The sequence below is a fragment of the Bdellovibrio bacteriovorus str. Tiberius genome, from assembly GCF_000317895.1.
Classification (GTDB): domain Bacteria; phylum Bdellovibrionota; class Bdellovibrionia; order Bdellovibrionales; family Bdellovibrionaceae; genus Bdellovibrio; species Bdellovibrio bacteriovorus_F.
Genome location: NC_019567.1, coordinates 283449 through 308208, shown reverse-complemented (window position 1 = coordinate 308208; position 24760 = coordinate 283449). Strand labels below are relative to the sequence as shown.

At 50.4% G+C, this 24760-nt stretch carries 21 protein-coding genes; 6 read left to right on the top strand and 15 right to left on the bottom strand.

The annotated features are described in order from the left end of the window. Position 1 precedes the first annotated feature (1 nt). Genes BDT_RS01505 through BDT_RS01495 form a run of 3 tightly spaced genes read left to right on the top strand, consistent with a single transcriptional unit; the run spans position 2 to position 4372 of the window. Positions 2 to 3397 carry a hybrid sensor histidine kinase/response regulator gene (locus tag BDT_RS01505; RefSeq protein WP_015089490.1) on the top strand — a complete coding sequence of 1132 codons (3396 nt, stop codon included), beginning with the start codon at positions 2 to 4 and terminating at the stop codon, positions 3395 to 3397. An 11-nt stretch (positions 3398 to 3408) separates the two neighbouring features. After that, positions 3409 to 3912 carry a response regulator gene (locus BDT_RS01500; protein ID WP_011162897.1) on the top strand — a complete coding sequence of 168 codons (504 nt, stop codon included), beginning with the start codon at positions 3409 to 3411 and terminating at the stop codon, positions 3910 to 3912. A gap of 52 nt (positions 3913 to 3964) precedes the next feature. Next, complete coding sequence (locus BDT_RS01495; protein ID WP_015089489.1) at positions 3965 to 4372, top strand: OsmC family protein; 408 nt, start codon at positions 3965 to 3967, stop codon at positions 4370 to 4372. On the opposite strand, the gene pbpC is transcribed toward BDT_RS01495, so the two are convergent. Both pbpC and BDT_RS01485 read right to left on the bottom strand, forming a co-directional pair. Next, entirely contained in the window at positions 4373 to 6391 is a 2019-nt protein-coding gene (gene pbpC / locus BDT_RS01490; RefSeq protein ID WP_148278661.1) for a penicillin-binding protein 1C, read from the bottom strand. After that, on the bottom strand, positions 6388 to 11856 hold the full coding sequence (locus BDT_RS01485) for an alpha-2-macroglobulin family protein (RefSeq protein ID WP_015089487.1): 5469 nt from the start codon (positions 11854 to 11856) through the stop codon (positions 6388 to 6390). The genes pbpC and BDT_RS01485 overlap by 4 nt, the downstream gene beginning before the upstream one ends. A gap of 242 nt (positions 11857 to 12098) precedes the next feature. Between BDT_RS01485 and BDT_RS19440 the strand changes: the two genes are divergently transcribed. Both BDT_RS19440 and BDT_RS01480 read left to right on the top strand, forming a co-directional pair. Continuing rightward, positions 12099 to 12221, top strand: a complete 123-nt coding sequence (locus BDT_RS19440; RefSeq protein WP_015089486.1) for a hypothetical protein — start codon at positions 12099 to 12101, stop codon at positions 12219 to 12221. Positions 12222 to 12278: 57 nt separating this feature from the next. Then, entirely contained in the window at positions 12279 to 12848 is a 570-nt protein-coding gene (locus BDT_RS01480; protein WP_015089485.1) for a superoxide dismutase family protein, read from the top strand. Between the two features lie 28 nt (positions 12849 to 12876). Here the strand turns inward: BDT_RS01480 and BDT_RS01475 are convergent, their stop codons facing one another. From BDT_RS01475 to BDT_RS01465, 3 genes are read right to left on the bottom strand one after another with little or no spacing between them, the layout of a single operon-like run. Beyond that, complete coding sequence (locus tag BDT_RS01475) at positions 12877 to 13857, bottom strand: fumarylacetoacetate hydrolase family protein (RefSeq protein WP_041576822.1); 981 nt, start codon at positions 13855 to 13857, stop codon at positions 12877 to 12879. A 23-nt stretch (positions 13858 to 13880) separates the two neighbouring features. Further along, the gene (locus tag BDT_RS01470) at positions 13881 to 14438 is read right to left on the bottom strand and encodes a porin family protein (protein ID WP_235046222.1); all 558 of its coding nucleotides are present in this window, start codon (positions 14436 to 14438) and stop codon (positions 13881 to 13883) included. 54 nt (positions 14439 to 14492) lie between these two features. Next, positions 14493 to 15164: a hypothetical protein gene (locus tag BDT_RS01465; protein WP_235046330.1), complete on the bottom strand. Its 672-nt coding sequence runs from the start codon at positions 15162 to 15164 to the stop codon at positions 14493 to 14495. Between the two features lie 118 nt (positions 15165 to 15282). Here BDT_RS01465 and maiA point away from each other — a divergent pair, with 118 nt between their 5' ends. Continuing rightward, a complete protein-coding gene (maiA, locus tag BDT_RS01460) occupies positions 15283 to 15939 on the top strand; it encodes a maleylacetoacetate isomerase (RefSeq protein ID WP_015089481.1) in 657 nt (218 codons plus the stop codon). A 211-nt stretch (positions 15940 to 16150) separates the two neighbouring features. On the opposite strand, the gene BDT_RS01455 is transcribed toward maiA, so the two are convergent. The 10 genes from BDT_RS01455 to fabG form a co-directional block, all read right to left on the bottom strand. Then, positions 16151 to 17029, bottom strand: a complete 879-nt coding sequence (locus tag BDT_RS01455) for a protoheme IX farnesyltransferase (protein WP_015089480.1) — start codon at positions 17027 to 17029, stop codon at positions 16151 to 16153. Positions 17030 to 17036: 7 nt separating this feature from the next. Next, positions 17037 to 17372, bottom strand: coding sequence for a cytochrome C oxidase subunit IV family protein (locus BDT_RS01450; protein ID WP_015089479.1), 336 nt, complete (start codon positions 17370 to 17372; stop codon positions 17037 to 17039). Positions 17373 to 17375: 3 nt separating this feature from the next. Continuing rightward, on the bottom strand, positions 17376 to 18041 hold the full coding sequence (locus BDT_RS01445; RefSeq protein WP_015089478.1) for a cytochrome c oxidase subunit 3 family protein: 666 nt from the start codon (positions 18039 to 18041) through the stop codon (positions 17376 to 17378). Then, the gene (ctaD, locus tag BDT_RS01440; RefSeq protein WP_015089477.1) at positions 18028 to 19635 is read right to left on the bottom strand and encodes a cytochrome c oxidase subunit I; all 1608 of its coding nucleotides are present in this window, start codon (positions 19633 to 19635) and stop codon (positions 18028 to 18030) included. Before ctaD ends, BDT_RS01445 begins: the two co-directional genes overlap by 14 nt. 10 nt (positions 19636 to 19645) lie before the next feature. Then, complete coding sequence (coxB, locus tag BDT_RS01435; RefSeq protein WP_015089476.1) at positions 19646 to 20602, bottom strand: cytochrome c oxidase subunit II; 957 nt, start codon at positions 20600 to 20602, stop codon at positions 19646 to 19648. Between the two features lie 6 nt (positions 20603 to 20608). Further along, the gene (locus BDT_RS01430; RefSeq protein ID WP_235046221.1) at positions 20609 to 21466 is read right to left on the bottom strand and encodes an SCO family protein; all 858 of its coding nucleotides are present in this window, start codon (positions 21464 to 21466) and stop codon (positions 20609 to 20611) included. A gap of 36 nt (positions 21467 to 21502) precedes the next feature. Next, positions 21503 to 22039, bottom strand: coding sequence for a c-type cytochrome (locus tag BDT_RS01425; protein WP_041576818.1), 537 nt, complete (start codon positions 22037 to 22039; stop codon positions 21503 to 21505). 148 nt (positions 22040 to 22187) lie between these two features. Then, complete coding sequence (locus BDT_RS01420; RefSeq protein ID WP_015089473.1) at positions 22188 to 22964, bottom strand: alpha/beta fold hydrolase; 777 nt, start codon at positions 22962 to 22964, stop codon at positions 22188 to 22190. After that, positions 22961 to 23962 carry an alpha/beta fold hydrolase gene (locus BDT_RS01415; RefSeq protein ID WP_235046220.1) on the bottom strand — a complete coding sequence of 334 codons (1002 nt, stop codon included), beginning with the start codon at positions 23960 to 23962 and terminating at the stop codon, positions 22961 to 22963. Before BDT_RS01415 ends, BDT_RS01420 begins: the two co-directional genes overlap by 4 nt. Positions 23963 to 23996: 34 nt before the next feature. After that, the gene (gene fabG / locus BDT_RS01410; protein WP_015089471.1) at positions 23997 to 24746 is read right to left on the bottom strand and encodes a 3-oxoacyl-ACP reductase FabG; all 750 of its coding nucleotides are present in this window, start codon (positions 24744 to 24746) and stop codon (positions 23997 to 23999) included. Between the last annotated feature and the right edge of the window lie 14 nt (positions 24747 to 24760).

The window sequence follows — 24760 nt, the reverse complement described above, 5'->3', positions numbered from 1 at the left end:
TATGAACCACAAGAACCGCTTGTTTCTTTTTACCTCAGTTCTGGTACTGGGCACTTTGCTCATTGCCGGAACAGTCGGTTACAAGATGGGCAGTTCTTCGCTGGAACAAAGCACCCGCGAACGCCTGGTGCAGATTCGCGACTTCAAATCAGACGAAATTCAAAAAGAATTTGCCTATCTGAAGAATGCCCTGGTGCTGACTTCGGAATATACTCCGATCCTGCAGTTCCTGCGCCGTTATCCCCAAGAATACCAGCAGATGCAGAACTGGCTTCGCGCTAACGGAAAGCCCACGGCCTGGCGCAAAGAGATGGAAGAACGCAATCCCTCTCAGATTTCTGACTATCCCCGAATTCTGGAACAGTTCACGGCCCTGCCCCTGTTTTTACAATATCAGTTTCAACAAAGTGCTCGCACCCAAAGCCGCCCCCTGCCTCAGCTGGCATCGGTCAACGGGTTTTCAGACCTGAACTATTTCCGCAGCTATGAAGGTCTTCATTCCAAACTTTTTGATGTCCTGGAACGATCCCAACTGAGCGACGTTCTGCTGATTGAGCCCAACGGCACCGTGGCTTATTCAGCAGCCAAGTCCCTGGCACTGGGGGACAATCTAATTTCCGGCCCGCTTTCAAATTCCCGTCTGGCGCAAGCTTATCGCTGGTCCCTGAACGCGCCCAAGGGCGCCAGCAAGTATTTTGATTTCACCCCGATCAGTCATTTCTGGCACACGCCTGCTGCGTTCCTGACGATGCCCCTTTTTGATCAGACCAATTTTGTCGGGACTCTGGTGTTTCAGCTTTCTTTGGAACGCATTGATCAGATCTTAAGCCACAACCGCAAATGGAAAGAGCTGGGACTGGGCATGACCGGCGAAATCGTCGCTTTCGGCACGGACGGTTTTGTGCGCAACAACCCGCGCTTGTATTTGGAAAGTCCTGATCAATTCCTTCAAAAGGTGCGTCAGCAAGAGGATTCTCGGGCCGCTCTGGAAAGCATCGAACGATCCCGCTCGGCTTCGTTGTCTTTGATTCTTCCGCCCAATCAAGTTCGCCGCTATATGGAACGAGGCGTGGCCTTTGATTCCAGCGAAGACTATATGGGCACCCGCAGCCTGCAGTCCGCGGGCCGCGTGAATGTTGCCGACAACACGGACTGGATCATCATCAGCAAAATGGATCTGAATGAAAGCCTGGCGCCACTTTCTTACAAGCTGCCATGGTTCTTTATCGGCGGCTTCCTGCTGTGGAGTTTAGCCCTGGCCGGAGCCTGGTTGGTTTATCGCCGCATGTTCTTCCCTTCCCAGGTTCTGGCTGACGGCATGGACAAACTGAAGTCCCACAACTTCAGCGAAGTCATGCCCACACCGGAAGAGGAAGAATACAAAGAGCTTTACCAAAAGTTCGACGAGGTTCGCGAAGACTTCCGCAAAACCAAGGCCGCCCGCGACTTCCTGGAAAACGTAGTCTATTCTTTGAACGAGGTTTTTTTCATTGTCGAAGTGGAGGACGTTGAAGACAGTCTGCGCAAGAACTTCCGCGTGCGTGGATTCAATCCCACCGCACAGTCTTTGACTGGCGCCCCGGCCCACACCCTGAAAAGCAGCGATTTAAGCCTGTGGCTTGAAACCGACTATTCCGTGATTGAAAACTCATTGCGGGAGCGCGATGCCAACAAATCCACCCACACGGCCGAGGCTTCTTTAAAGAAAATCACCGGTGAACGCGTGCCGCTGGAAGTTTCCTGGGCACGAGTGAACACGGAAAGCAAAGACAAGGTCCTGCTGGCCATGATGGGCACCGACATGCGCTGGAAAAAGGAAATTGAAAAAGAACTGAAGCTGAAGGAAGACCTGCTGAAAGAATCCCAGTCCCTTTCCCGAACCGGTTCATTCCGCTGGGACATCCGCACCGGCAAATGCCTGTGGTCAGAAGAGGAATTCCACCTGCTGGGTTTAACTCCGGACAACGTGGTTCCCAGCTATGATTTGTTCCGGTCTTTGATTTTGTCCGAGGATCTGCCGGTCTTTGATAAGGCACTGGCTGAGGCGCACAAGAACATCGCCCCTTTCCATGTGGACCTGCGCATGAAAAAGCAGGACTCCAATGACCTGATCTGGGTGCGCTGTCAGGGCCGTACCGAATACGATGATTATGGCAATGCCCTGTTCATGTACGTGACCACTCAGGACATCACCGAGCTTCGCCGGGTCGAACAATCCCTGATCACCACCAAGAACGAAGCGCTGAAGGCTTCTCAGGCCAAGTCTGAATTCCTGGCTCAGATGAGTCACGAAATCCGCACACCAATGAACGCAATTATGGGGATGGCGGAACTTTTGAAAGAGACACGGCTTGATGCCGATCAAAAGTACTATGTGACGATCTTCTGCAAAGCCGGTGAAGTTCTGATGTCTTTGATTAATGATATTCTGGATCTTTCCAAAATCGAAGCCGGTGAAGTCTCTATCGAAAACATTCCGTTTGAGATGACCAAGCTGATTGCTGACGTTGAGGATATGATGAAACCCCGCGCCCTTGAAAAGGGTCTGAACTGCATTTGCGAAATTGCTCCGGGAGTTTCGCCTCACCTGATGGGCGATCCGACGAAACTTCGTCAGGTGCTGATCAATCTGATCGGGAATTCGATCAAATTCACCCACAAGGGCCAGGTGCGTCTGGTCATTGGTAAAAATCCGTCCAAAAAAGACACCCTGCTTATCAGTGTTACCGATACGGGCATTGGTATTCCCGATGATCGCCAGCACATGATCTTCCAGAAGTTTTCTCAAGCCGACAACTCCGTCACCCGAAAGTATGGCGGCACGGGGCTGGGTCTTGCGATCTCCAAGAGCCTGGTGGAGCTGATGGGTGGTCAGATCTGGTTTAAGAGCCGTCCAAGCTCTGGAACGACCTTCTTCTTCACGATTCCGTATCGCGAACAGATTTACAACCCGGTGAACCATATGCCGGTGCCAATGCGCACCCCTGAACTGGATTTTGTCCCGAAGCCGCGTGACCCGAATCACAAGGTGAAGATCCTGATTGCTGATGACACCGAGGACAATCGCACACTGTTCACGCATTATCTTAAGAACGAACCGTTTGAAATAATTGAAGCAGAGAATGGACTTCAAGCCATAGATCAGATAAAGTCAGGTGAGTTTGACATCGTCTTTATGGACGTGCAAATGCCCGAAATGGATGGCTACGCGGCCACTGATCGTATCCGTGAATGGGAAAAGGAAAGTCACAAGCCTCCGGTTCCTATCATCGCCTTAACAGCGCATGCTTTGGCGGAAGATCGGCAAAAATCCTTACGGGCCGGCTGCAACGATCACATCGCCAAGCCGTTTAAGAAGGACACCCTGTTGGGAGTCATTAACAAATACTCTCTGTAGGAGAACCAAGGATGGCTGCGCCACAAGAAGAGAAAAGCCGATTGCTCATCGTCGAGGACGATTCCGATATCCGAGAGCTGTTGAAGCATTTCTTAAAAGAATTTGTGGATGAAATCGTGGAAGCCGAAGACGGCTCTGCCGCCCTTCAATTCGTCAAAGCCCAGGAATTCGACACCATCTTGTCTGATATTGAAATGCCCCACATGAACGGTCTTAAGTTTTTGGCTTACGTGCGCTCACTGGGTCAGATGACTCCGTTTGTGGTGCTGACTGCTCACGGTGATCATTCCCGCGCCCTGGAAGCTCTTTCTTTGGGTGCCTTTGACTTCATCACCAAGGATTCAAAGCGTAAAGTCGTGATTGAAAGCGTCTGTGCAGCTTTGAAGTTCGGCCGGGAAATGAAGTCCTCCAAAAACGATGCTGTGAGATCCTCTCACCTTCGCAAAATCTATGCGGATATGTCTAAATCCTCTGAGATGAGACTGCGCAAGATTATCGAGGAAATGTCGTCCTAAGATTTGACCGGCTCCCGATTTGAGGCCATGTTAACTTCACAGGAGTTGCCCCATGGTTAAAATGTCCGGAGTCTATCAAGGTCACAAACACAGTGAAATCAAACACGGCCCGTCCGGTGCCGCGCTGGAAACTGACGCCCCTAAAGACAACAACGGCAAAGGTGAGTCATTTTCTCCGACGGATCTTGTGGGTGCCGCCATGGGCAGTTGCATGATGACGGTGATGGCGATTGCCGCTGACAAAGACGGTGTGGAACTTAAAGGCGCCCGCTTTGAAGTGGAAAAAGAAATGGGTGTGAACCCGCGCCGTATCGTGAAGCTGAACGTCGTCTTGCACATGCCTCAAAGCATCCCGCACGACTACAGAAAAAAACTGGAACAAATCGCCATGACCTGCCCGGTGAAACAAAGCGTTCACCCGGACATGCAGGTTCCGGTTTTGTTCCATTATGACATCTAGTTATTTCACCAGAACAGAAACCTCGGCCACTTTGCTGTCTCCTTCATAAAGCACAAAGTGGTGACGGCCCAGTGAAGGCGACCACAGATAAGAATCGGTCGCCTTTATTTTTTTATCCTCGTTGATTTTCCAGTAAAGATCTTTCTTTAAAGAATTTTCCACCAGCAGCGGCATCTTCTGATTTCCCGCGGGGATCGCCGGGTCCAGCGCCAGCACCATACCGTCTTGAGGATACAAAATGCGCGCCCCCGGATAAGCTTCAGGCATGGACTCTTTGACGGGAACGGCTTCAGCCATTCTGGCTTCTGAAGGATAGTGATCCTGCAACCAGATCATGGTGCGTTTCCAGATCGGGGCGGCGCCACTGACGCCCATCACATTCCACATGGGTTCCCCGCTGAAGTTTCCAACCCACACACCGACGGTGAAACGGTCATTCATGCCCACACACCAGTTGTCGCGCATGTCTTTGCTGGTTCCGGTTTTCACTGCCGCTCCGGGCAAGGCCAATGCCGAATCCAGACCAAACCCCAAAGCGCGGTTCTGATTGTCTGCCAGAATTTCTTTCACTTCGCGCGCACTGGAAGCTTCAAACACTTCCGTGGCTTCGGCAATTTCCTGATAAGGTTCAAATTTTAACGACGACAAGAATCCATCCTGTGCCAAGGTTCGATAACCTTGCGCCAGATCTTCCAAGGTCACGTCCGCCACCCCCAGCGCCAAGGCGGGGCCATAGTGTTCGGGTTCTTCAAGATCTCTGAAATTAAGTGCCTTTAATTTTCCCCAGAAAGATTCGTCATTCAAAAGCTTAAATGCTTTCACCGCGGGGACATTCAGCGAAGATCCCAAAGCCGTCTTCACCATCACCCAGCCATAGAACTGGCGGTCGTGGTTCTGGGGTTTGTAAACCCCGCGGTCAAAGACGATATCCACAGCGGAATCTTCAAGCCAGGATTCGGCTTTCAAAAGTTTCTTTTCAAATGCCGTGGCATACAAAAATGGTTTTAGAGTTGAGCCCGCCTGCCTTAAGGATTGCACCCCGTCGACATAAGGGGCACTGGACAGATCCCCGGATCCCCCGACATAGGCAAAGACTTCACCGGTGCGGTTTTCAATCACAATCACCGCGGCATCATTTACATTCTGCGCCTGCAGTCTGCGAATCTGGGAGGTGATCTGTTCCTGGATATAGCTTTGCAGATCACGATCCAGGGTTGTCTGAATCTGCCCACGTCGGCCATCTTTGGAAAACCGCTGCGCCAGGTGCAAAGCCTGCTGATTCTGTGAAATCATTTTCTGCGGCTGGATGCGGCTGATGCTGTCTTTGAAAGTCGCACAAAGATCCGGTTCCTGCCAGCAGGCGCGCTTTTCCCACTGGGCTGTTTCAGAGTTTGGTGAACGAATCAGGACAGACAAGAGTGTCGCATCCACACGGGAAAGATCCGCCGCACTTTTTCCAAACATCATCCACGACGCCGCGTTCACCCCGCGCAGTTCACCGCGGAAGCTGACCAGATTCAGATAGCTTTCCAGAATTTGTTCTTTGCTCCATTGGCTTTCAAGCTTGAGGGCCGCCAAAGACTGGCGCATTTTTCCGGACAGCCCCCGCCAGGTTCTTTTATCGGGATGAAGCAGCTTCACAAGCTGCATGGTGATGGTGCTGGCCCCGCGCGGAGAATCCTTCACACTGCGCTGGTACACCGAAGCCGCCATCGCCACCGGATCCACACCCCAGTGACGGAAGAAGTTTTTATCCTCGGATTTTAATAATGCCGTGGTCATGGCCGGAGCAATATCCTTATGATCCGCCCACAGCAATGTGCGCTCTTTCAGATCCTGGCGCCACTGATGCAAAGGTTTGCCATGACGGTCCACCAGAAAAAGATCAGAACTGACATAGGACTTTTTCACCGACTCATAGACTGGCAGTGACGGCACCGTGCTGGCAAACAGGGCTACACCGGCCACGCCACCCAGCAACCCGGTCCCTGCAAGTGCCCAGATCAGTTTCTTTCTCATTGCACGCTCCATACGGATTCTGGCAATTCAGCAAACAGATCGGGGCTGTACATGGCTTCCACTCGTGGAGCTGGCAGCACATAGGTTCCTGACTGGTTGATGCGCAGGGTGTATTCCATCACCTGTTCTTCTTGCGGGAACCAGGAATGGTAGAAACGAATCAGTTCAGCCTTTCTTTCAACCGAAGTGGCATAAGAAGCCTGAATCACACTGGCGCCGGTTGGAATAGGATCTTCCACCACCACCCATGTCTGAGGTGCCTTGGCTTTGACCTTCAACTGCACCTTGGCGATATCACCCACACTCCAGCGGCCTTTTTCTTTCTGTTCAACTGCTGTGATGATTTTTTCGACGTTAAACCCGGCGAAGACCGCTTTGCTCACCGGGACAGCGGCTTTGACTGAAACCGTGATCCACGGACGACCCGCACCCTGCTGATCCATTTTCAGCTCGGCTTTGTCCTGGCGCCAAGGAAGACTCAAGGAACCAGAACTTCCCTTGGACCAAGCGTACTTTTCGGACGCGCCGGCAAGCTCGGCCACGAAGGTGCCTTCGACTTTTTCTTTGCCATAGTGTTCTTGCAGGCGTCTCATCACGATCGCGCCCCAGGCGTTGTCCGAGGTCAGGGCCCAAGCCCCTTCCTGTTGAAGAGACCAAGCCCCCTGATAAAGGCGAGGAATGTCAGACTGCCACTGTGGAAGCTTCATCATGGTCAGAATCAAACGCAAGACCGAGCTTTCTGAATCACGCATCAGCCATGGCATGGATTCCAAACGCTCGTCTTTAAACTGCAAACGTTTGGCCGAGAAATAAAACCTGTTGCGCAAAATGGATTCAATGTCCTTCAAAGTTTGTTCGCGCCCCGGGACATCTTTTTCCCACAGGTGAATCTGATACCATTCAATCAATGTGTACATCGGCCACTGATTCGGTGAATACTCCACCGCCGGGATGGTGGCGACATTCAAACGGCGATAGCGGGACAGAGTTTCCATAACTGTGATCTTTTTAAGAACACTGTCGGCGCGGTCGGCTTCATGGCTTTCCCGCAAGCGGCCTTCTGCATAAGCATTCATCGCATCCAGCATGCGGTTTTCATGTTCATCGCCGAAAGTGAAGCCTGCTTCATGCGCGATATTCAATACATAAGCCGTCAGATTGACACTTCCGGAAACGGCATTACCGGGGAAGTAGCGCAGCAGCCCGTTGCCATCCAAATAGGTATCAAGCTTTTCTTCAAGCTTCTGCCAGGCCTTCTTGTCATTCAAGGACACGGTTCTTGAAACCTGCTGTTCAAGACATGAATACACATAGTTCTTCCAGAATTCGCGAATGCCCTCCGTGGAACCACCCAATGAACTGTTCAACTCAACAACGATCGAGCTTTTGGCAGGATCCGCCCCGCCAGGCTGTTGCAAAGAAAGCTTCTTGAAATCAGGCCAGTTGCCAAATTCGCTTTGATAAATTCTTGCCACTCGCACCGGAAGAATCTGCTGGGTCTTTTTGATCTCATCCACTGCGCGACCGTCAGCCGTGCGTGCACTTAAGATGTACTCCAGTTGGGAAGCCCCGGCCGGAACTTTTATTTTCCAGAAGATCTCTTTGGCTTCACCCGCCGCCAAACGCAGCGCCTGCGCCGGATGCGTCCCCGCATTTGGCGTGACGGCCAGATTCAAATTCAGATCCTGAACTTTGTCCGAGGCGTTTCTGACCGTGAAGCCTGCCTGAAATTCATCGCTGTCACGAACCACCGAAGACAGCCCCGGCATGATCATGACATCCTGAGACGACTGAATGGATGTCCAGCCCGTGCCGAACTGATCCTGTCCCTGCAGGGCCACCGCCACAATGCGGAAGCTGGTGGTGGAATCATTCAGTTTGATATCCACTTTCGCCTCCCCTTTGGCGTTCAGTTGCACGCTCGGGTTCCAGTACAGCAAAGTATCAAACAGCTCGCGGCGAAGCCCCCCGGCACCGTCACCGCCGACAGGAACGGCTTTTAAACCAAAGTGACGACGACCCACCACTTGGGTTTGCGAGGTCGCGGTCTGCACCGTGTGCGGGCGCAAACGCATCATCGACGACAGCAGATCCCAGGAATCATTGTCACGCAAAGCCAGCAGTCCTTCATCCACCGCCACCAAAGCCACTTCTGCTTTGGATGCCGGGCGCCCCTGACTGTCCTTCACGCTGATTGTGACTTGGGATTTCTGACGTGCACTGTAAGTCTTTTTGTCCGTAGCCACCGCGACTTTCAAAGTGTTTTCTTTCCAGCCCACTTTGATCTGCGCAAGACCCAGTTTGTAAGCGGGCTTGGCCAAGTCCACCAAAGCGGTTGGTTTTGGATCAGCCAGTCGTCCCCGGATCGCAAAGGCCGACACCACCACATTCGGAGCGTACTCCTTTTTGATCGGAACACGAATCACCGGACTGTCACCGCTGACGTCGATAACTTCTGAATGCAAAATGCCATCACGCTCGACGGTCACCAGAACTTTGGCTTGCGGGAATGGCGTGCGCAGCTGGAACTCGGCTGTTTCGCCCGGTTCATAGGTTTTCTTAAATGGAATCAGATCGGCACGGTCATTGTCTTCAGATCCAAACCACTGATTTTCACCGGGACGAATAATCCATTGAGTGACATTGCTGTAGCTTGCGCGGCCTTGGGTATCTTTTCCCGACACCACGGCAATCACGGACCCGGAGACCTTGGTTTTTCCCTTGCACAGGAACTGTCCGCTTGCATCCGTAACCCCGCGACAAAGCTCGCCCACCTTTTTGTATTCACGGAAATCTTCATAGGCATAGAAGCCACCCACCAAACGCTTACGATGAGTGTAATAACGACTGGTATACAGATCGACCTGAACATTCTGATTTTTCAGCGGGCGCTGCTGCAGATCCAGGGCGACCACGTCAAATTCGACCTTATCCGGGGTTGCGGACCAGCCGCGGGATTTCATCCCCAGAACCAAAGATGAAGACCACAGGGGGAATGTGCGGCTCAGGGATTGAATTTCGCCATTCGGGTCTTTGTATTCAATTTCAGTGCGCAGATTCTGCGGAGCTGCTGCATACTTAATTCCCGAGATGGATTCCTGGGCCACGCCTTGTTTGTTCAGCTTGAAATCACGCGTGCCACTTTGTGGGACGTGACGCTGAATCTCTTCTTCCCCTTGGCGGAACAGACCTTCACTGACAGCACCGTTGGCGAAAGCATATTCCTGGAAGTCTTCGTTTTGTGGCGAGAAATATCCGGGCTCAACGTTCCAGCGCATCTTCACTGGAAATTCCCCGGTAGGGCCACCGGCAAAATAAGTCCCTGACACCTGCACGGGAATGTTCTTTTCCTGCACATAAACAGGTTTTGTTCCATCCAGTCTTACCTGCATTAAAGGCACACGGAAGTTTTCAACTGCCACGTCGCCGATTGCAATGCTCATGGCTGGTGTGTCTTTTTCCAAGGTCAGGGTCCAACGACCCAGCTTCGCACCCGCCGGCACCGGCCAGGTTAAAAGAGCCACCCCGGTTTGTTTGTTCCAGGTCAGGGGCAATTTGAAAGTCTGAAGGCCCGAATCATGGGCCACCGTCAGACGGGTCGGCCATTCATTCCCTGCCGGTAAAGAGAAGCCAGCAAGGCTGGTCTTACGCAGAACGATCTTTGCTGAAAGCCTTTCTTCCGGCTTTAGCAAAGTGCGGTCCAAAACCGCGTGGCCCAGCCATGGGGAATCCGTGTCACCTGAACGAATCTGGAAGCGCCAGGATTCAATCCCCTTATCCCAACTGGTGTGCGTGAAACTGAAGTCCTCGCCTTTTTCCGCCATGGCAAAGAAGCCACCATAGAAACTGCTTTGCGGATCAGTCGCCCAATCATCAACAGGTTTTGCGAACTTAAATGAAGCCCAGCCCCGCGCATCCGTGGTCGCGCTGGAAATAACATTTCCGGCGTTATCAAAGATGGACACCTTAGCGCCCGCGACCACTTTAGTGGTTTTAAGCTCTGTCACCCACACCCAGGCTTCGTTGCGAGTGTGCTTAACATGCACGGACATATTCGTCACAAGCCCTGCCGAGCGCACATAAAAAGGTTTCTTCTGATCCAGAAGGTTTTGCCCCAAGAGCGGGCTTTTCATTTCCACCACATAGAAACCCGCAGCCTTCAAAGGAATTCCCACGACCTCAAGGTCCGTGGCTTTGGCTGGCTTATCGACTTTGATCTTCTGCGTGGTTTTTCCCTGCCAGCTTTTCATGGCTTCTTCGCCGTAAGAATTGCGCATCACCTCGCCCAGCGCTTTGATGACGGACTTAAAGTCATTGGCCTTCAATTGCCCCGTCCAGCCTGCAAACTGAGTGTCCACAGACTTTTCCACGCGACGCAAAGTCACAGCCATCGCGGCTCCAGGACCGGATTCGATCACCCCGAAGGTGGAGGCAAACTTAAGCAGCGACGGGTCGTCCCCTGTTTTTACTTTCAACGGGAACTGAGATTGATTGGACAAAAGACGGTCATCCTCGTCCTTCATTTTTGCCGGAATCACAACGGTGTACTGGCTATTGGCGGCAAAAGGCCCCTTGAATTCCAAATAACTGACAGTGTCTTTGCTCCCTGAGGCTGCATCCAGATTCGTGGCTTTGATTTTCTTCCCGTCGGCGGACTGGATATAAATTTCTTGCGCCAGCTTCGCCGAAAATGCGGACGAAGAATTCAGGCGCATCCCCATCAAGGGAACACAAGGGCGGTTCGCAGCTTCACGATCACAGTTGAAAGACAGTTTAAATGACTCACGCACATTGAATTCATAAACTTCATCTTCTTTCGAAGCATACCCCGAAGGTGACTGCACTGCTTTCGACCACACCAGACTGACCCGTGCCCCTGCGGGGAATGGGCGCTGTGCCTTCAGAACGACATAGTCCCCTTTGAACAATTCTTTTTCGTACTTGTATTCGCTTTCTGCCGCCTGATAAGTCTTCGTGGCTTCACCACCGGTGATGACTTGTACCGGAACACGATCCCCCAGTCCTTCAATCACAAAGTAAACACCCGCAGCCAGGGATTCGGTTTTTACTGCAGAATCAACAAAGACCACAAAGCTCTGCTCGGGATCCACATTGCGGTATGTTTGCGGGAAGATGTTCTTAATATGCGGTCCGCCGGTGTTGAAACTAAAAGTCTGACCTTGGACTTTCACTTCACAAGATTGCCCGCCGGCCATTGGCTCGGTGAAATCAAACACCCAGTTCTTGGTGTCGATCCAGCGGCCTTGTCCTTTTTTGACGTCAAAGCAAGAGCTCTGCACTGGTGAATCCAGTTTGATCTCGCCAAATCTGACCATCGGTTGATTGAATTCAACCCGCACTTGCTCGACAGATTTTACAAACCCCTGTGGCGTGAAGGTTTGCACCTGCACTTTTTGCTGAGCAAAAGACACCGTGGTTAGAAGAGAGAAAAACAAACTGATCATAGATGACTCCTTCTGGCCTCTTAAGCTTGTCTGTGGCTTTCATTCAGGTCACTGGTTGATGCCCTATGCCGACGTTCTCAAAGGGCTTTCATTCTCAAAACTGGACTTAGTTCCGTATTCGTTCTCATCTCAAAATCACAAGGCAGAGACGTAAGATTTTCTCTATGAGGTGATTAGTTTTTATCTATTGGTGAGCTCACACAAAACCATGAGAAAATGGTGGTTAGTAAAGGGAGGTCACTATGACGACTCTTGAAACCAGAGCTATTTTGGCTCCGAAAATTCGTTTAGGACGTGTGGTAATTTATTTCTATCTGACCACATTCATCGTGGTCGGTATTATTGCTTATCTGGCGAATGGCTGATGACATCAATAAGGGGATCAGTGACAATATTCAGCACAATACTGAAAGGGGATCCCTATGAAGAAAATGTTGCTTGTCAGTTTGTTGGCCGTTGCGATGACTTCTTGTATGCATAAATCCAAGAAGGCGGAAGCTCCAGCCCCTGCTGATTCCACTCCAACCCCGACGGCGACAGCCGCTCCGCAAAAAGCCCAGGCCGTTCTGAAAACCACCAAAGGTTCCAAACTGAAAGGCATCATTCACTTCACCGAAGGTGATGGCGAAATGAAAATCGAAACCATGGTTGAAGGAATCAAACCAGGTCCTCACGGATTCCATATCCATGAAAAAGGCGATTGCTCTGCTGCAGACTTTTCTTCAGCCGGTGGCCACTTCAATCCGACCAAGGGATCTCACGCAGGTCACGACGGTCATGGACGCCATGTGGGTGACATGGGAAATCTGATTGCCGACAACAAGTCCAAAGCCATCACAACTCTGGTGATCAAAGGCATGACCATGAAGCCAGGTGTGGAAAGCATCATCGGTAAAGCCGTGGTTATTCACGCGGACAAGGATGATTTGAAATCCCAACCGGCAGGAAACTCTGGTGCGCGTATTGCTTGTGGAGTGATTCAGGCCCTTTAATCAAGGGCCCGAAAGAACGGGTGAAGGCTTAAACGGCCTTCACCTTCTGGAAGATTCGTCCGAAGATGCTTTCACCTTGAGCGTTGAACATTTCCATCTCAACGGTGTCGCCGGACTTCATAAATGGCGTTTTGATCGCACCTGTCTCGATTTGTTCAATCATGCGTTTTTCCGCCAGACAGCTTGAACCATTGGCATGATCTTCATTGGAAACAGTTCCACTGCCGATCACAGAACCAGCCGCCAGGTTGCGGGTTTTTGCCGCGTGGGCAATCAACTGACCAAAGTGGAAGTGCATGGCGCCCGCATTGGCTTTACCAAAGAATTCACCATTGTATTTCACGTTCAGCGGCAGATGAATGCGCCCGTCTTTCAGTGCTTCACCCAGCTCATCTGCAGTCACTGCAAATGGCGCCAAAGCCGATGCCGGCTTGCTTTGGAAAAAGCCAAAACCAGAGGCCAGTTCTTCAGGGATCAGGCCGCGCAAAGACACGTCGTTGATCAGAACATACAAACGGATGTACTTTAGAGCTTCATCAGGCGTCACACCCATCGGCACGAAATCAGTCACCACACCCACTTCACCCTCAAAATCCGTCCCGTGCGCGAAATCACGCTGAGGGATGTCTTCTGTTGGCGCCAGAAACTGGCCGCATTCGCCCTGATACATCAGGGGAACGGTGCTCAAAGTCTCTGGCAGCGGAGCTTTGCGCGCCATGCGCACAAGCTTGATGTGATAGATAAAAGCAGAACCATCAGCAAATAACCACGTGCGCGGAAGCGCGGAGTGGAAATCACCTTCTTTAACGGCAAAAGCACCGGTCGCTTTGCCCGCATTCAGATCGTCAGAAAGTTTCTTCAGGGAAGCTTCTTTCTCGGACCATTTTTCCATCGCCTCACGCAGGGAAGATGCAATCGCTGTGGCTTTCACCGCAGTCTTCAGATCGCGGCTGATCACACACAATTCACCATCCATACCCTGAGACGATTTAAGAGAACCTAATTTCACGTCGTATCCTATTTCAAAAAATCTTAGTCAAAAGTGATCTGCAAGTTCGCGCCCACTGCGCGGTAGTTTTTCAGACCGTCAGCTGCATCACCGCTGGCAGTTTCATAATACAAAGTCGCGCCCAATTGCGGGGCAAATTTGAAGCTTGCGCCGAAGATGATCGGAGTCAGTGGAGATTTAACATCGTTCACTTTGCCGACTTCAGCATCGCTGTCCAGGTTCAGACCCAAAGAAACACCGGCAAACACGCCCGCGTATTCTTCAAATTTGTACATAAGAGCCACCGGAACATCCAGATAGTTCATGCTGATCTTGTTTTCATCACCTGTTGCATCGGTTTCTACAACCACCGGTCTTTGAGTGTAAAGCAGACCTGTGCGCATGTGCCATGCACCGGAAATCGGGAAATGAGCTGTTGCCCCGAACTGGAAACCCATTTGGGATTTTACAGAAGCCAGATCAGAATCCACTTCACCGGACTGCTGACGAATACCCACTTCCAAACCATAATCAATATCTGCCATCGCAACGGATGACATCATACCCAAAGCCGCCATCACTGTTAGAGCCAACTTTTTCATTTTAATCCTCCTAAAGGCTTTCATTGAAGCCCTCAAATAGTCCCATAATTTGAATTACTTATCAAAACACCACACAGCATTTAGTGCCATCTCGTTTATAACCTTATCCAGCGACACCTCGCTGTGCTCCAAAGCCAGGTGGTGTGCTTCAACGGTTCCACGAGCGGCCAAAACAATCAGCACCAATGGAAGCAGCACACGCCACAAGGTTTCAAACTTCGACCCGGCCTGCGGGGAATACTCGTCTTTCCACTCCCCGAACTTAAGGCTTTTCACCAGCATGTATCCAAGGCTGAACAAAAGAACTGTGATGATACAGAAGATCCAGGACTGGTTCTGCGGCAAGGACTGGAACTGTTCCAGCCAGCTTTGCATGTTCCAGGAATTGTAATCTGCAAAGCGCATGCGCTTTCCGTACTTTGCGAAATGGAAGAAGTCCACAAACGTCAGCGCACAGATCAGGAACCAGACAACCGTGAAATATGCCTTATAGAACAAAAACCCGGCGCGCGGCCATTTCTGCAAAACCGCCTGAATCATCACCAGGAAATAAAGCGGGATAAAAAGAAAACCAAAAATCAAAAGATCAAAACGAAAGCCGGCCAGGAAGGACTGGGCAATTTCAACAAACGCCGCATCCGGAGTCGCATGAAACACTGACAAGAAATAGAGATTCAGTCGGAACAAGGTCATGAAAACGATCATGGCAAACGCCAAAACTGCCATTTTCAAAAACACTTTAGAAGAAAAACGCAGAGAAAAGATAAAGCGATTGGGCATCGAAAAGTCCTTTGACTGAAAATCAAAAGCAGAATGAAATGTGAGGCTCAATAGGAGTCAGTATATGTCCTCGATAGTACTTTACAACTATTTTCGAAGTTCCACTTCGTACCGTGTTCGCCTGGCTTTGCACCACAAGGGTCTGGCCTTTGAATACAAGCCCATCAATCTGCTGAAGAGCGAACAACTGACCCCCGAATACAAAGCCATCAATCCTCTGGGCGGCGTTCCCACCCTGGTTCACGACGGCAAGATCATCCCGGAATCGTTTGCCATCATCGAATACCTGGATGAGGTCTTCCCACAAACCCCACTGATGCCGAAAGATGCTTACAAGCGTGCCCGCATCCGCCAAGTGTGCGAGGTGATTAATTCCTTCATGCACCCGATGGCCAATTTGAAAACCCTGAAGTATCTGACCGGCAAACACGGCTACGATCAGGACCAGAAAGACGAATGGGCCCAGCACTGGATCTATCAGGGACTTGAAGTTCTTGAAACAACCCTGAAAGAATTCTCGGGAACTTACAGCTTCGGTGATGAAATCACCATGGCCGATGTCTTCCTAATCCCGCAGCTTTTAACATCTCAACGCTACAAAGCCGACATCACCAAATTCCCAACCTTGGTAAAGATCAACAACAACTGCCTGAAGCTGGAAGCCTTCCAAAAGGCTCACCCCTTCAAACAAATCGACACCCCAGACGAATTCAAAAAATAAATCCCCCCATTTGGGGGCAAGGGGCAAAGCCCCAAAAAAAGGGCGACGCCGAAGGCCAGCCCTCCCTCCTCCCCGCAAAACCAGGCTGTTCAAAACGGTTCAAGCGCAAGGCGGAGGGGTCCCTTCGAAGCGGAGGCGTGCTCCAAGCACGTCGGAGCGAAGGAGGTCCCCCGAACAACGCAGTCGATTGGGCCGTTTTCAACAGCCCGTCTTAATTATGATGAATAAAGAGGAAGTTCCATTTGTCGATGACTGGAATGATGATGAACACCAGCATCGAAACGTTGAGCCACATAAAGAAGGCCAACCAACGTTCGGTCCCATTGGACTTATAGTATCGATAGAATTCTTGCAGAACCTTGAACACAAACGGGAATGTCAGAAGTACGAACATCCAGCTGGCGTGAACGAACATCGGCGCCGCCAAAGCCACACCCACATACACGAAGGTGTAAAGACCGACCTGGAACATGGTTTTTTCCATCCCCAAAGCCACCGGCAAGGTTGGAATACCTCCGGCCGCATAGTCATCCTTGTAACGGATCGCCAGCACCCAGAAGTGCGGCATCTGCCACAGGAACATGATCAGGAACAGATACAAAGATTCAGAGTTGAAAATATCCGGATTTGCCACCGCGTAACCGATGGTCACTGGCAAAGCGCCCGGGATCGCACCCGGAACGGCTGCAAACACCCAACGGCGTTTCCACCATAAAGTGTAAGGACCGTTGTAAAGGAAGACGCAGAACAAACCCACCCAGCCGGCCACTGGCTCCAGCTTGAACAGAATGTTCAAACCCACCAGCAACAGACCAACAGAAAGAATGCCCGCCGCTGCCGGTTTGATTTTACCGGAAGGGATCGGACGCTTGGCTGTACGGGGCATTTTTTGATCAAGCTTCCAGTCCTGCACCTGATTCAGGGCCAGCGAACCGGAACTGAGGAAGTAAATCCCCAGCAGAGCTTCAAGGAAGATTTTCCAATCAAAGGGATTTTCAATCTGGAAACCAGTGGCATAGCCGGCCAGTCCCGCAAGGACTGAGAAAACGACTATGCCAAACTTGGTAAGATCTGCGTATAAACGTAACACGATGATCTTATAGTGGGCTGACTTCTAGTACGCGTGTCGCGATATCCATAGCACAAATCACGAAAAGCAGCGCCAGGAAGAAGAAGCCGGAAGCAAATACGAAACGGTTGATTTTGGTGTCATCTTTCAAGTGCATGAACCAAAGACACACAAGAGTCGCTTTCACCAAAGCAATCAGGAACGCCACCGGCGCCGCCAAAGCACCCAGATTTGCTCTGAAGTGGTGGGCGATGATTGTCAGGAAAGTCAGACCGAACAACGCCATGGCAACTTTGAAGTAAGTTGCCAGTGGAGTGATGTGCGGATGAAGAACATTCGGGTTGTTGTCGTTATGTTGAGCCATTTGTTACCCCACCAAATAAAGAAGAGGGAATAGGAAGATCCAGATCAAGTCGACGATGTGCCAGAACAAACCAACACCTTCAACAACGATCCAGTACTGACTGTGGAAATCACCGCGGATAGTGCGGATCAAACACCAAGTGATCAGACCCATACCCAACAATACGTGGATACCGTGCAGACCTGTCATTACGTAGTAGAAGCCGAAGTACAAACCAAGGTTTGCGTGCTCTGCGCCCACTTTCGCGACATCCAGGAATTTACCCGGGAACAGACCCAGGTGGAATTTATGCTGGTATTCGAAGTACTTGATCACCATGAAGATCGCGCCGCAAAGAACTGTCGTTGCCAGGGCAAGGACCGCTTTTTTCTGCTCGTTCTTCTGGATGAAGGAAATCGAGATCGCCATTGTGAAGGACGAGAAGATCAGAACCAGGGTGTTCACGAAACCCATCTTCCAATCTAGGGAAGATGCGCCTTCAGCGAACATCGCTGGATACATGTTGTGATAGATAGCATACCCAACAAAGATCGCACCGAACATCAGGATCTCTGTCAGCATGAACAACCAGATACCCTCTTTACCAGAGGAATACTGTTGCTCAGCCGTTTTAAAGTGGTGAGCTACGTGTGCTGTGTGAGCGCCGTGAACTGTATTATCTGTACTCATAAGGCCCCGCTGTTACTACTGGTTCAACACTGAAGTTGTCGTGTGGAGGTGGAGAGGACGTCTGCCATTCCAAAGTTTTGGAGCCCCAAGGATTCATCGGAGCTTTTTCACCCTTCATCAGACCCTGAACGATCGTGTACAGACCAACCAGGAAGCCGATAAGGATCAACCAGGAACCCACTGTGGAGATCTTGTTCAGATTCTCGTAAGCCGGGATGTAATCGAAGTAACGACGTGGCATACCCATCGCGCCCAGGATGAACTGAGGGAAGAAGGTCACGTTGAAACCGATGAAGATGAACACGAAGGAAATACGAGCTGTGGTTTCGTTGTACATCTTGCCGAACATTTTCGGGAACCAGTAGTAGTAACCACCCATCAACGCCATCAAAGTACCACCCACCATCACGTAGTGGAAGTGAGCTACCACGAAGTAAGTGTCATGGAAGTGAACGTCGATTGGAAGTGTAGCCAACATAACCCCTGTCACACCACCGATGGCGAACAGGAACATGAAGCCCAGGGCGTACAACATCGGAGAACGGAATTCCACAGAACCTTTGTAGAACGTCGCAACCCAGTTGAACATCTTGATCGCTGTCGGAACCCCAACCAGCATTGTCAGGAAAGAGAACACGATACCGGTAGTTTCAGACTGACCGGATACGAACATGTGGTGACCCCAAACGAAGAAGGACACCGCCGCGATACCCAAAGAAGAGTATGCAATCGCCGTGTAACCGAAGATGACTTTTTTGGAGAAGGTCGTGATCAGCTCAGAGATGATACCCATTGCCGGGATGATCATGATGTAAACCGCAGGGTGAGAGTAGAACCAGAAGAAGTGCTGGAACAATACCGGGTCACCACCCAGTTTAGGATCGAAGATACCGATACCCAGGAATCTTTCCACTGCCAAAAGAAGCAATGTGATACCCAGAACCGGAGTCGCCAACATCTGAAGGATCGCTGTGGCATACAAAGACCAGATGAACAAAGGCATACGGTGCATGGTCATGCCCGGAGCTCTTAGCTTGTGCACGGTCACGATGAAGTTCAGACCTGTCAGGATGGAGGACATACCCATGATGAAGGCTGCCAGAACCATCATCGCCGTCGCTGTACCCGTTCTGATAGAATATGGAGTGTAGAACGTCCAACCCGTGTCGATCTTAGTAGTGAAGAAAGTTGCAATCGCCAGGATCGCACCCGCCATGAAGCAGTACCAGCTCAGCAGGTTGATTCTTGGGAAGGCCACGTCTTTCGCGCCGATTTGCAAAGGCAGGAAGAAGTTACCCAGGATCGCCGGGATACCAGGAACGATAACCATGAAGACCATGATCGCCCCGTGATACGTCATCACCTGATTGTAAACGTCACCGTTTGCCAGGATCTGACCCACGTTCGGAGCCGCATTCGGAGCAAAAAGCTCCAAACGAAGCAACAAAGCCATGATTCCACCGATAAGGAAGAAGAACATAACAGTGATGAAGTACATCAAACCGATACGTTTATGATCGACAGTAGTCAGCCAGGACCAGATGCCTTTTTCAAAATTGATATAGTTGTCGCCGTGAGCTTTAGTGTTCGCCATGCTCAACTCCTTACTTCAGATTCTTGACGTACTCGACAAGAGCACTCAGTTCGTTTTCGTTCAGCTGACCCTGGAAGGTGGGCATTACGCCCTTAGGGAAGCCTTTAACGATGTGTTTATTTGGCTCAAGGATGGATTCGCGAATGTAGTTTTCGTCGAACATGATCTTGGTGCCGTCATCCATAACTTCTTCGTGACCGAATTTCTGGAACAAAGAAGGACCGACCATTGCTCCCGGGTGATCCACCGCGTGGCAGGACGCGCAGGCTTTAACCGCAAACAATTTTTTACCTTTTTCAGCCAGTGGCAGGAATCTTTCTTCCTGACCTTGCTCAAGGTATTTGTCGAAGTCTTCGCGGGAAACAACTCTCAACTTACCGATCATGCCGGAGTGAGAAGTACCGCAATACTCAGTACAGAACAGGTGGAATTCACCCAGCTTGTCAGCTTTGAACCACAAAGCCGTGTAACGGCCCGGGATCGCATCCTGTTTAATACGGAAAGACGGAACATAGAAGGAGTGTAGCACATCTGCAGCCGTCAAAAGAATTTTGACGTCCTGATTGATAGGCACAACCACTTCATTCACGGTTTTGTAACCGTTTTTGTATTCAACTTCCCAAGCCCATTGCTTGCCGATCACGTTGATTTCCAACGCATTTTCAGGCATCGCACGCATTTGGTGATAGATGTACCAGCCCCAACCGAACACAGCCAGGAAGATAACCAGTGGAATGAATGACCACAGGAACTCCAACGCTGTGTTGTGAGAGATATAGGCTGTTTTGTCGTTTGGAGACTTACGTCTGTATTTCCAAACGAAATAGATCATCCCACCGATCACAAGGACGCAGGCGATCAAACTTGTTACAAGCAAGAATCCATAAAGATTGTCGACCTGCTTCGCAATCTCGGTTCCCTGCGTGGGCATGAAGGATTGGGCCTTCGCAATATTAAACCACATCATGTACCTTTATCTCCCCGCCGTATTGTTCTGCTCTCTGCGAGAGCGAATCCATACAGGCAATAACCAAATTACCATCACCAAAACCATCACCGCTCCGCCCATCTTCATTACGTTGAAGGCAACAAGCGTGTACTTGCTTTGATGTGGGTCATACTTAAAACAATAAAGCACCAAGCTGTCGACGAAGGTTCCGATTTTGCCATCGGTCGCTTCGTTCAAAGCAATCTTGATGTCCTGAGGATTAAACATAATCCCCGGCAGATAGCGCGAGATCGTTCCGTCCGGCGTGATCACAATCGCCGCTGAAGCGTGTGCCCATTCCTGAGCCGTCTCGTCCCATCTGAACTTGAATCCCAGAGCCTGCGTCAAAGCCTGCACTGTGGACTCGTCCGCCGTGATGAAGTGCCATTCTTTTTCAGCTCCGGCACGGTCATACAGCTTCATGTAAGTCTGTTTTTTGTTTGCCGCCAAGTCGGGAGTCTCTTTTGAGTCAAAACTCACAGACAGCAGCTTAAACTTCTTACCAATCGTCCAATCTTTTTCCATCAACTTGAGCGCGTCTGTCAGACCGTTCAAATGGAAGTTGCAAAGACCCGGACAGGAAAAATACACCGGCGAAATGATCACCGGATGTTTACCGTCGAAGAAAGACCCCAGCGCCACTTCCTGGCCATTGTCGTCTTTCACTTTCAAAGTCAGGTCGATTTTAGAACCCAACTTTTCGTCGATACCCACGCCTTCAAGCTCTTTGGGCTGCTCGCTGGCAACCTTCGGAGCCGGCTTGCCGTCGTAGGCTTGAGCACCTGCTGAAAACAAAACAAGAACGGCCGTTGTAAGCACCGTTCCCATTGTTCTTGTTTTCAATACCAGCTCATTGGCAAGCATTAATTAAACCCTTAATTATTGTGCGGTTTTTGCAAACTCAGCAACTTTAGCAGGATCGTCTTTGGATTTATTTTCAGTGATAGAATCGATGAAATGGATCACAGCCCAACGATCAGCCGGCTTGAAATGAGAGTAAGCCGCCATGGAAGAACCTTTGATACCATTTTGCAAAACTTTGAAGTGAGCGATAACGCCTTCACCTTGAGTCCATTTACCTTCAACCAAGTTGCGTGGTTTTGGATTCAAAGATGCACCCGCAGCACCGTCGCCTTTGCCTTCGTTACCGTGGCACATAGCGCAGTTTGTGGAGTAGAACTTCTTACCGTAAGTAACCATTTCTGGAGTGGAAACCCAAGGATCCTGAACTTTGGTGATATCGAAGACAGGAATAGCACCCTCTACTGCAGGGGCATTTGGATCTACAACGTTTTCGCCAAGATCAACACCTTTATTGATCGCAACGATGTAAACGAAGAATGCACAGACGAATACCATTGAAAAGGCAAACGCCAGCAGACCACTACGGTTATACTCATCTCTAGGCTCAGACATAGGTTGGCACTCCCTGGGGGACGCAAAGTAGTTTTGTCACAGTATTGTAATATATTAAACGATAACTAACCGAAAACAGGCTGATGGGCAACCTATTAAGCCGACCCGGTCGAGTTGAAATTGCGCGGCGCAATGCGCCACGCCATCACTAAAACAGGTAACTCCGAGTGATGTTCACAAAGGTTTCAGGATTCTCGATATTTGGACAATGTCCTAAGTCAGGAATTTGCGCAAATTTACCACGCGAAAATAGAGCCGCCAGAGCTTGAGAATCACCCTCAGAAAGCAGCTTGTCGTGCTCCCCGTGCAGCACCAGAACTTCATGTTCCACGGACTTCAAATCCTCGCGAACATCAAGCCCATCAAGGGCTTTAAGCACCCAGTGACCGATGGTTTGCACAGCCTTATAGGCGTCCGCCACCACCACTTCCTGAAAATATTGGGATTGAGGATTATTATTATGAATCGTGGATCCAATCACTGCCGCCGTCAGCGCGCGGTCCTGCTTCATCTGCTCAAACGCGGTGATCATCGAAGCATCAAACGTGACGCCTTGTGCCCCGACAGGATCCAGCAGAACCGCTTTTTTAAACAGAGTGGGTGCTTTTGACAACATCAGCGCCGCAATCAGCCCCCCGGTGGAATGACCCACCAGGTGATACGGACCCTTATTCAAGTTCTTAAGCAACGCGATGAAATCCTCGGCAAACAGGTGCATGTCAACTTCACTGCTGTCTTTGGGAGCGGCACTTTTACCGCACCCGCGGAATTCAGCGTAAATCAAAGAACCGGAATAGCTTTTTCCTGCCGCGTGTTTTTCCCAGAACTCCTGCGCCGGATACCACCAGCGATTGGAAGCCAGATTTCCATGGATGAAGAAAACACTTTCCGGAACCAGTCCGTCGACGATTTCATGGTGAATCATTCGCGACCCACCTGAATTTCTTCCTGCCCGCTGCGAACTTCACCGCGGAACGGATAACCTTCAAAGTCGCGGCCTTCAGAAAGTTTTTTGTTACCCGTAACGATCTGATAAACCCAGGCTGCCGTGAAATTCGGAACCGCTTCCACCATCTTGTGTTCGGAACCATTGATATACAAACGACTGGCGCGGGCTTTTTCCGGAACTGCATCCCAGTATTCGTCCAGCACACTGGTGTTGATGTATTGATCCTGGCGCGCAATCAACAAATGCAGTGACTTTGCCGGAATGGAATCTGTCAGATCGACAGGGCGGTATTTGCGAATACCCTGAACCAGACGGAAGGTGGCTTCCAGTTTGAATGGATTTTCAAGCACAATGGGTTCTGCCTGCGGATAAGTCGCATAGATGATCTGATGCAGATAGTAATCATACAAATCATCATCCGACATTTTATTAAACGGGAAGATCTGGCGAGTCGCCCAGATCTGCGCACGGATCCACTGATCCTGACCATCCAGCGGACGCGTGAACGGCGCCATCATGATCAGATTTTTTACCAGAGATGGATAAGCGGCGGTGAAGCCCGCAGCCACACCACCGCCATAAGACAGTCCTGCTAAATTGTAAGGACCTTTTAAATTCATTTTCTCCAAAAGCGCCTTAAGATCAGCGACCTGATCCTGCACCGGAATCGGCGCCACCACCGGCGCATATTTCAGCAACGTCTGCCCTTGGCCGATCGGATCATAGCGTAAAACGCCGAGACCTTTTGCCAGCAGAGCATTCACAAAAGAATCCCACTGACGGGTGCTGTAAGTCAGGCCATTGATCAAAACAACCGTGGGCTGTTTTTCTTTGGCGGGAACATAATCCACAAACAACTCTTTTTGCGGAGCAACCTGAACGAAGCCTTTGAATGCTTCAGCCTTTGCCAAAGATTCCAAGGACACAAAGAAACCTGATACCAAGACACTCAAAGCCAAGAACAGAAATCTCATCGAAGTCACTCCTTATAAAAAAGTTGTCAGATCATTAAAGAACCAAACCACCATCAACGCTGATCACCGCGCCGTTGATATAACCCGCCTGCTCGCTGGACAGGAACAGACATGCATTGGCGATGTCTTCCACTTCACCCAAACGCGCCACTGGAACTTTCGCCTTCATGCCGTCAAGCACTTCAGCCGGCATCGCTTTGGTCATTGCCGTGGCGATAAACCCCGGAGCAATCGCATTGGAAGTGAAACCTTTGCGACCCAGTTCCTTCGCCCATGTTTTGGACATACCGATCACACCGGCTTTTGCCGCCACGTAATTGGTCTGACCGAAGTTTCCGTAAAGCGCCACAACAGACGCGATATTGATGATGCGTTTGCTGCTGGAGTTCGGATTGAATTTTTCCAAAACAGATTTTGTGACGTTGAACAAACCTGTCAGATTGGTATTGATGACCGCATCCCAGTCTTCAGGTGACATCTTTGCAAAAGATTTGTCGCGGGTGATACCTGCGTTGTTCACAAGAATATCCACAGCCCATGGCAAAGACGCCGCGGCTTTCGCTACGGAATCACGATTGCCCACATCAACTTGCGCGATGTGAATCTGAGATCCGTATTTTGCAAATTCAGATTTGGCAGTTTGCAAAGCTGCTTCAGAATAATCCCAGATGGAAACATTTCCACCGGCTTCCAAAAAGCTTTTAGTGATTTGAAAACCGATTCCGGACGCTCCGCCGGTTACGATGGCATTTTTGTTTTTGAAATCGAAATTAATATTTGTCATGCACTTGAAGTACC